Source organism: Paramylibacter ulvae, assembly GCF_014652655.1.
Classification (GTDB): Bacteria; Pseudomonadota; Alphaproteobacteria; order Rhodobacterales; family Rhodobacteraceae; genus Amylibacter; species Amylibacter ulvae.
Genome location: NZ_BMZF01000013.1, coordinates 22,257 through 29,829, shown reverse-complemented (window position 1 = coordinate 29,829; position 7,573 = coordinate 22,257). Strand labels below are relative to the sequence as shown.

The following is a 7,573-nucleotide window of genomic DNA, read 5'->3' as shown; positions in this document are numbered from 1 at the left end:
TTATCTGCAGCCGCTTTCGACTGCCCTGATTTCTTTGTCATGCTTAACTCCTAATTGTTAAGATGAACCAGAAATCCTCCATTATTCAAATGCTCAGGTATGTCCCAAAGGTGCTGACGTTAGACATGAGAAACATTTGAATTCACCTATTCGTAAACTTCTCTTGTCTCGTTTCGACTGCGCTTCAAAAACGCTATGAGCGACGATCCTTGGAACACATATGGTTTGGTTACATCTGAATAGCCCCTAGTTTGCTAGACACCTTCTTGTTTCATTTTTCGCTGTCTGTTTTCAAAGTCAACAGGTGACAGCATCCCGTTGTTTGTGTGTTTTCGTTTTGGATTATAGAACATCTCGATATATTCGAATACGTCGCGTCTTGCGTCCTCTCTTGCGCGATATGTTTGGCGTCTGATTTTGTAGATATTAGCGTACTCGCGAGACATTTTCTGTAATCTTCATATTGGAGAGGGAGGATGTTTCTTATGAATGATGATCAACGGGCAATTCGCCGTAAACTTCGTATTTTGAGTTATGCCGCCGAAATCGGTTCGGTTGTAAAAACCTGTCGTTATTTCGGCATTGGTCGCGCGAGCTTTTATCGCTGGCGTGCAGCCTATCTCGAACACGGTGAAGCTGGCCTAATTGACAACCCCCCAATCCCGAAATGGCATGCAAACAGAACCGCTCCTGAGATCGAAGAAAAGGTGGTTTACCTGCGTAAGAAATACCACCTCGGTCCGATCCGTATTTCTTGGTACATGGCGCGCTATCACGAGATAAAAATATCCGATGCTGGCGTTTACCGCATCCTAAAACGTAATGGATTGAATCGACTTCCACACGGGACAAGAACGCGCAAAGTCCATACCAAACGCTACAACAAGCAGGTTCCCGTTGCCCGTTAGGGTATTGCGCAGCAATATCCCGATAGGGGGACACCACATACAGGTAGATGTTAAGTTTCTGACTTTCAAAGGAAAAACAGGAAAGAAGGTACGTCGTTTTCAATATACCGCCATTGATGACGCTACTCGTGTGCGCGCATTGAAGATATACGAGCGACACACCCAGGCTAATGCAATCGACTTCATCGATCATATCATTGAAAAGTTCCCATTCCGCATCTGTGAAATCAGAACTGATAACGACCATGAGTTTCAAGCTAAGTTCCATTGGCATGTCGAAGACAAAGGCATTCGCCACGCCTACATCAAACCCAGCTCACCGCAACTCAACGGGAAAGTGGAGCGATCCCATCGATCTGATCAACAAGAATTCTATCAATTGCTCAGCTATAAAGGAGATGTGGATTTGGAAGCTAAACTGGCCGAATGGGAGGCGTTCTATAACTTTTCCAGGCCACATGGCGCACACCAAGGGAAGACGCCTTACGAAGCCCTTAGAGATAAGCTAATGTGAAATCTCAACGTCCCGCGACTACGCTGATGTTACACTGAAGCGAAAAGATGAAAGAGAGAACATAATGCTCTCTCTTCCGGATTTAATAAGATCCTGATTATTCTTGGACCGTCTGCACGCCATTACGATCGCGAATTGCATCACGCACGATAGCCTTGATTAATGCAACACCCATCAGAACCATAACAAAGCTGAACGGTAACGCGCCAATTACCATTGCTGTTTTAATCGCACCCAATCCACCTGCCAACAACAAGCCACCGACAACAAGGCTCAATGCGACACTCCAGAACACGATATGTGGGCGACCGCTTGGCTTTTCTTCGCCAGCGGCATTGATGGTATTCACAATCAAAATCGCACTATCTGCGGTTGTTACTAAATATGTCAGTAACAGAACAACAACGATTATTGCCATGACCCATGCGAGCCCGCCTGACAACATGAAATCAAGCATTGCAAATAATTGATTTTGCTGTCCTGCACCTGAAATCGCATCACCTGCTTCGCCGTTCAAAGTTAGATCAATCGCTGTACCACCAACCACTGTGAACCAAACGAAACACATTAATGATGGAATGATGATGGAACCTAGCACATATTCACGAAGTGAACGACCACGCGAAATACGTGCAAGGAAGACACCAACAAATGGTGCAAATGCAATCCACCAAGCCCAATAGAAAACAGACCAACCGCCTTGCCAGCTTGCTAATGCATCACCGGTATCGGTACCATCTGCCCTCCACACTGTGAACAACAGCTTGGGTAATTGGACGATATAATCGAACAATCCGCTAACCAATGCGCTCATACCAAAAAATGTTGAACCAAACAGTAAGAAGAATGCCAACAAAAACAGGCTTAGACCCATGTTAATATTCGACAACCATTTGATGCCTTTGCCCACACCAGACAGTGCAGACATCATGGATGCGCCCATGATGATGACCAGTGCGACGATCAAACCTGCGGCACTTGGCTTGCCTTCCGGATTCAACAGCCAATCACCGAAACCGATGCGGTGCAGACCAGAGACAAATTGCTCGACACCGAAACCGAGCGTCTGTGCGACGCCCAAGATGGTGGCAACAACCGCGACAACATCCACCAAATGACCGACAAAGCCAGACAGATGTTCACCAAAAATCGGCGTTAAACCTGAACGGATAGTCAAAGGTAGGCTGCGACGGTAAGAAAAATACGCCAAAGATAGCCCAACGAGTGCATAACAGCCCCATGCAGAAAATCCCCAATGCAGGAATGACCAAACATAGGCTGGTGTAACATTATCAGCGGAAGATCCCGTCGCATTCCCCGCGATAACATCTGGATTTGTTGCAAAATGATACATCGGTTCAGCTGTGGCAAAGGTCAGCATGCCAATTCCGATCCCTGCACCAAACATCATGGAAAACCATGAAAAGCGGGAGAATTCAGGGGTGTCCCCCTCAAGGCCGAGCTTGAGTCGACCTGTCGCTGGGATTAAAGCCAATAAAACGCAAATGATTAAGAAAAATGCTACGGCATAGATATACCAACTGGCAAAACTATGCAGCAACGCAGCGTTAAGATTGCTGAGCACTTGTGCCGCAATATCAGGCACAGAAATAGCCCAAACTATTAATGCCGCAACAAGTAATTTGGAAGTGATGGCAACGTTTTTACTAAATCCTTCGTAAAAACCGCTATCGGCTGTTTCGATGGGTAAATCCATCAGTGGTGGTTTATCAGTCATTGTTCCTCCCGACTGGTTATGGGCAAACGCATCTCGCACAATATGCAAGAAGAGCTGCACGATCTGTTAAACGCCTCTCCCGAGAATGTGGTGAAAGTGTTTCCACAAAGGTATGATTGCGTCCCCTCCTCCATAGGTATGCGATCAAAATTAGCCCTAACTTGGTAAATATTCTTCGCTCCAGCTTTCATTTAGCCCCCCCGACTTAACCATCATGTCGATAGCTTGCTCTGAATATCCAAGTTCTTTGAAAATGCTGCGCGTTGAGTTTCCAAATTTCTCTGGCGGATCAAGTGCGAAAACCTTGCTCACCTTTGGGCGCACCGCATATGGATCAAGCTGCGTGACCTCGTGCCCGCTTGGGTGATCGGGAAATATCGAAAACGAATAGCTGCCGTTTTCTATGCCAGAAGTACCATCGCTGATCCGAGAGTTTGCTGCGCGAAGCGCATCAATATTGTCACAAATCGCCACCCCCAAATCCGCGTGCTTTAGGCGTTTTACCCATTCTGTTGCAGGCTGGCTTTGAAATTCGGTTGCCAGATATGCTGCGCGATCTTCCACGTCGATGTCTGGCAATTTCTCTAGCCCCTCGACATCGCGGAATCGTGGAACATCAGCCTCATAGGCGCTCAGCAAAATATAAACACCTGATGCGGTTGAATAAAATCGGCTTAGATCATCATATCCGTTCACGTCGGGGCCAGATGGTTCGTCAAAAAGACCGCGCCCAACATAATCAAATGCGAATGGCACCTGCAACAGGCCACTGTTGGATGACAATGATGTACGCCCCCGTCCAATACGTCCAAAACGATGTTTTTGATATAATGCGGCGGCCACACTTAACGCACCACCAAATCCGCACATCACATCAATCGTGCCGACATGTGCGTGTTCTTCGGGGCGATCCATCGCACCACCAAAACGTAACATGATACCTGTTGTGGCCTGTACCAAGTCATCATAACCGATGTAGTCAGTGCGCACGCCGCGGTTCACCCCAGAAAAACAATCCAATTTGCAGAAAATCGCATTTGGGTTGATACGGCGCAGACTTTCTGCATCCAAACCCATTTTTTTGATCTGGCTATCAGGTGCATTCCACACGATCACATCAACGGTTTTTACCAAATCCTCAAACGCTTGACGTCCGTGGTTTGATTTCATATCCGCTAGCACTGAACGCTTCCCGCGCATTTGTGACAGCCCGTAAATCACTGTGTTCCAGCTATCATAAAGCGGCTCGGATGGATCAAGCTTGATCACCTCTGCGCCAAATCGCGCCAGATAGCTAGCAGAATGTGGCCCAGCGATCACATTGCATAAATCCAATACGCGCACACCCGATAACCATCCCTCTCGATCAGTTTCATCTGTTGGTGCTGGAATTTCGGTGCGATGCATTTGTAACGCTTTCAGTGCTTCGTCAAAATGCACCCAACGCCGTGGGTTGGGTTTTAGTGCCTCTTGTCCGCTTTCTTCTAACCAGACCACCGGACCTGGTTGTGTCATTTCACCATATTCAGGATCCCAGACATCGATCATCAAACCCGACGCTTCGGCGTATTCATCGTGAATCCATTCTTGTAACCAGCGTTGCGGGGCACCGGGCACACCACCGCGCCCAAACATTTTTTTCCACTCATGCGAGGTGCGCGTCATGAACACCTCTTTCATACGCTCAGCTAGCTTATCCGCCCAAAATTTTGGCATCGGATATACACCCAAGGATGTGTCAGATTCCCACTGATTATAGGGTTTGTAGGTGTCATCCTCTGACGTAAGACCCTCGTCGATCATTTCTTGGTATAACCCCAGAACCTCCAAACACCGTTTCGCATGGTATTTATGGCTTGGACAAACCACATAGAACATCCGCCCGTCTTTGCACATATAACTACGGAAAAACGGGTCGAGCAATTCTTGCAATTCCTCATAGCCCACGTTCATTGGTAAACCCTCTACGCGGCGCCGTTCAATCTCGATTTCGCGCTGGGTCAGATAACGAACAGGCATATCTTCGACTTTGATTGAATTGTAACACAAGCCTTCCATCACAGCGGCGGCCAATGGCACTTCGATTTGATCGCCAATGCCTGTTATCTGGCGTGCTTGTAATGCCAAAACCGTGGCAGAAGCTGCGATTTGTGATGCATAAGCGGATGATATTGGCAAAGGCGAAAACGATGGATTAAGCCCCATTAGCACCCGGTTCAGTCCCATATCCGTAAACACACCGGAGCTGGCGGCGACAATGCTTTCAAATGCGCGCAATTCACGGCGTTCTTCGTCATTTGAAGCAAATCCTGGAATTGACAGTGCAATTAATTCGGGGCGTTCTTCGCGCATTTTTTCAAAATCCACACCCAATTTTGCGAGTTTACCAGGGCGAAAATTTTCCAAAACAATATCTGCCTCAGCACAGAGTGCGAGCGCCTGTTCCAAGCCAGCCGTGGTTTTTAAATCAATATTGACGATCAATTTGTTACGGTTCAGCGTCGCATTCGCAGGGCTATCCCACATAGGGCCCGTTGGAGGATCAATCTTGATGATTGTCGCCCCGAGATCGCCCAAAAGCATCCCGACTGCAGGGCCTGCAATGTATTGGCCGAAATCAACAACCTTAACGCCAACAAGTGGTCTTTGTGAAAACGTATTTTGCATATATCCTCCAAAGATATCAGTGTGGGGCACGACCCATGTTTTCAACCGATGGGTTTATTGTCCTGCCAGAACCCATCGCGCAGCTTTTTCTGCAATCATAATGGTTGGCGAATTGGTATTTCCCGATGTGATCAATGGCATAACAGACGCATCAACCACCCGTAGATTTTCAACACCTTTGACCCGCAAATGTGGGTCCAACACAGCCGTATCATCATCAATATGTCCCATTTTTACGGTCCCAACAGGGTGGAAAATCGTATTAGCAATATCACCCGCCAGTTTTGTCAATTCTTCGTCTGTCTGATATTGCACCCCTGGTTTGTACTCTTCTGGTGAGTAAGGGGCCATTGATGACTGTGTCATAATTTTGCGCACTTGGCGCAGACTGTCTGCCGCGACTTTTCGATCCTCTGGCGTATCCAGATAGTTGGGTGAAATTTTGGGTGCAACGCGATAATCACGCGATGCAATCTGGACAGAACCACGGCTGGTTGGGTTCAGATTACATACCGAAACTGTCATGGCTGGAAAATCGTGCAAATCTTCGCCAAATGCTTCGAGGCTTAATGGCTGCACGTGATATTCAAGATTTGCATACGGCTGCGTTGGATCAGAGCGCGTGAATGCGCCAAGCTGACTAGGCGCCATCGACATTGGACCAGAGCGTTTGAATACATACTCCATGCCAATCTTCATTTTACCAATCAGCGAATTCGCCAGCGTGTTCATTGTGCGTGTGCCGTTCACCTTATACACAGCGCGGATTTGCAAATGATCTTGCAGATTTTCACCCACAAACGGGGAATCCACAATCGTTTCAATCCCTAGGTTCGACAACAATTCACGCGGGCCAATTCCAGAGAGTTGCAAAATCTGGGGCGAATTGATAGCGCCAGCAGACAAGATCGTTTCTTTGTTCGCGGAAACCAATTTTGTTTCGCCTTGATGGTTAACATATGCGCCCGCGCAAAGTGGTTTAGCGTCATCTCCGGTTACTAAATTCAGACGCTCGACCTGGGCTTCAGTCCAGATTGTCAGGTTCGGACGCGACTTAGCGGGCCGCAAAAATGCCTTGGATGCATTCCAACGCCATCCTGATCTTTGGTTGACATCAAAATACCCGACACCTGCGTTATCACCGCTGTTAAAATCATCGGTCTTCTCAATGCCAATTTCATTTGCTGCGTCGGAAAAGCTGTCTAAGACATCCCAATTTAATCGCTGCTTTTCAACGCGCCACTCCCCCCCATGAGCATGATGATCGGAAAATTTACCGTTATCACCTGTTTCGGGATCGGCGCCACAATCCATCTTGTAATGATTTTCATGCGCTTTGAAATCGTCAACGGAATGTTCCCAATTCCACAGCTTTTCGCCCGTCAGCTCCGCCCATTTATTATAATCGCGTGATTGTCCGCGCATATATATCATCCCGTTTATGGATGAACATCCACCCAAGGTCTTGCCTCGCGGATATCGCAAAACTCGCCCATTCAAACCTTTGTCTGCTTGGGTGTTATACATCCAATCCGTCCGCGGATTTCCAATGCAATACAGATAGCCAACGGGGATATGAATCCATGCATAGTTATCGGGTTTACCCGCCTCTAACAGCAACACTCGATTGCTTGGATCTGCACTCAATCTATTGGCCATTAAACAGCCCGCCGAGCCACCACCGATCACAATGAAATCGAATTGATCCGTCTCGTATGTTGCCCTGTTCATACCCACTCCATAACT

The 7,573-nt window shown here is 47.5% G+C and carries 3 protein-coding genes and 2 pseudogenes; 1 reads left to right on the top strand and 4 read right to left on the bottom strand.

Features of this window, described 5'->3' with window-relative positions:
• Window positions 1–254: 254 nt before the first annotated feature.
• Window positions 255–419, bottom strand: a pseudogene (locus tag IE094_RS14995) (IS3 family transposase); the annotation flags it as partial.
• A 66-nt stretch (window positions 420–485) separates the two neighbouring features.
• Between IE094_RS14995 and IE094_RS14990 the strand changes: the two are divergent.
• Window positions 486–1,422 (top strand): annotated as a pseudogene (locus IE094_RS14990) (IS481 family transposase).
• Window positions 1,423–1,519: 97 nt separating this feature from the next.
• Here the strand turns inward: IE094_RS14990 and IE094_RS14985 are convergent.
• The 3 genes from IE094_RS14985 to IE094_RS14975 all read right to left on the bottom strand — a co-directional run bounded on the left by IE094_RS14985 (window position 1,520) and on the right by IE094_RS14975 (window position 7,558).
• Entirely contained in the window at window positions 1,520–3,160 is a 1,641-nt protein-coding gene (locus IE094_RS14985) for a BCCT family transporter (RefSeq protein ID WP_189641528.1), read from the bottom strand.
• A 156-nt stretch (window positions 3,161–3,316) separates the two neighbouring features.
• The gene (locus IE094_RS14980; RefSeq protein WP_189641527.1) at window positions 3,317–5,827 is read right to left on the bottom strand and encodes a CoA transferase; all 2,511 of its coding nucleotides are present in this window, start codon (window positions 5,825–5,827) and stop codon (window positions 3,317–3,319) included.
• Between the two features lie 54 nt (window positions 5,828–5,881).
• Window positions 5,882–7,558: a GMC family oxidoreductase gene (locus IE094_RS14975; RefSeq protein WP_189641526.1), complete on the bottom strand. Its 1,677-nt coding sequence runs from the start codon at window positions 7,556–7,558 to the stop codon at window positions 5,882–5,884.
• Window positions 7,559–7,573 lie beyond the last annotated feature (15 nt).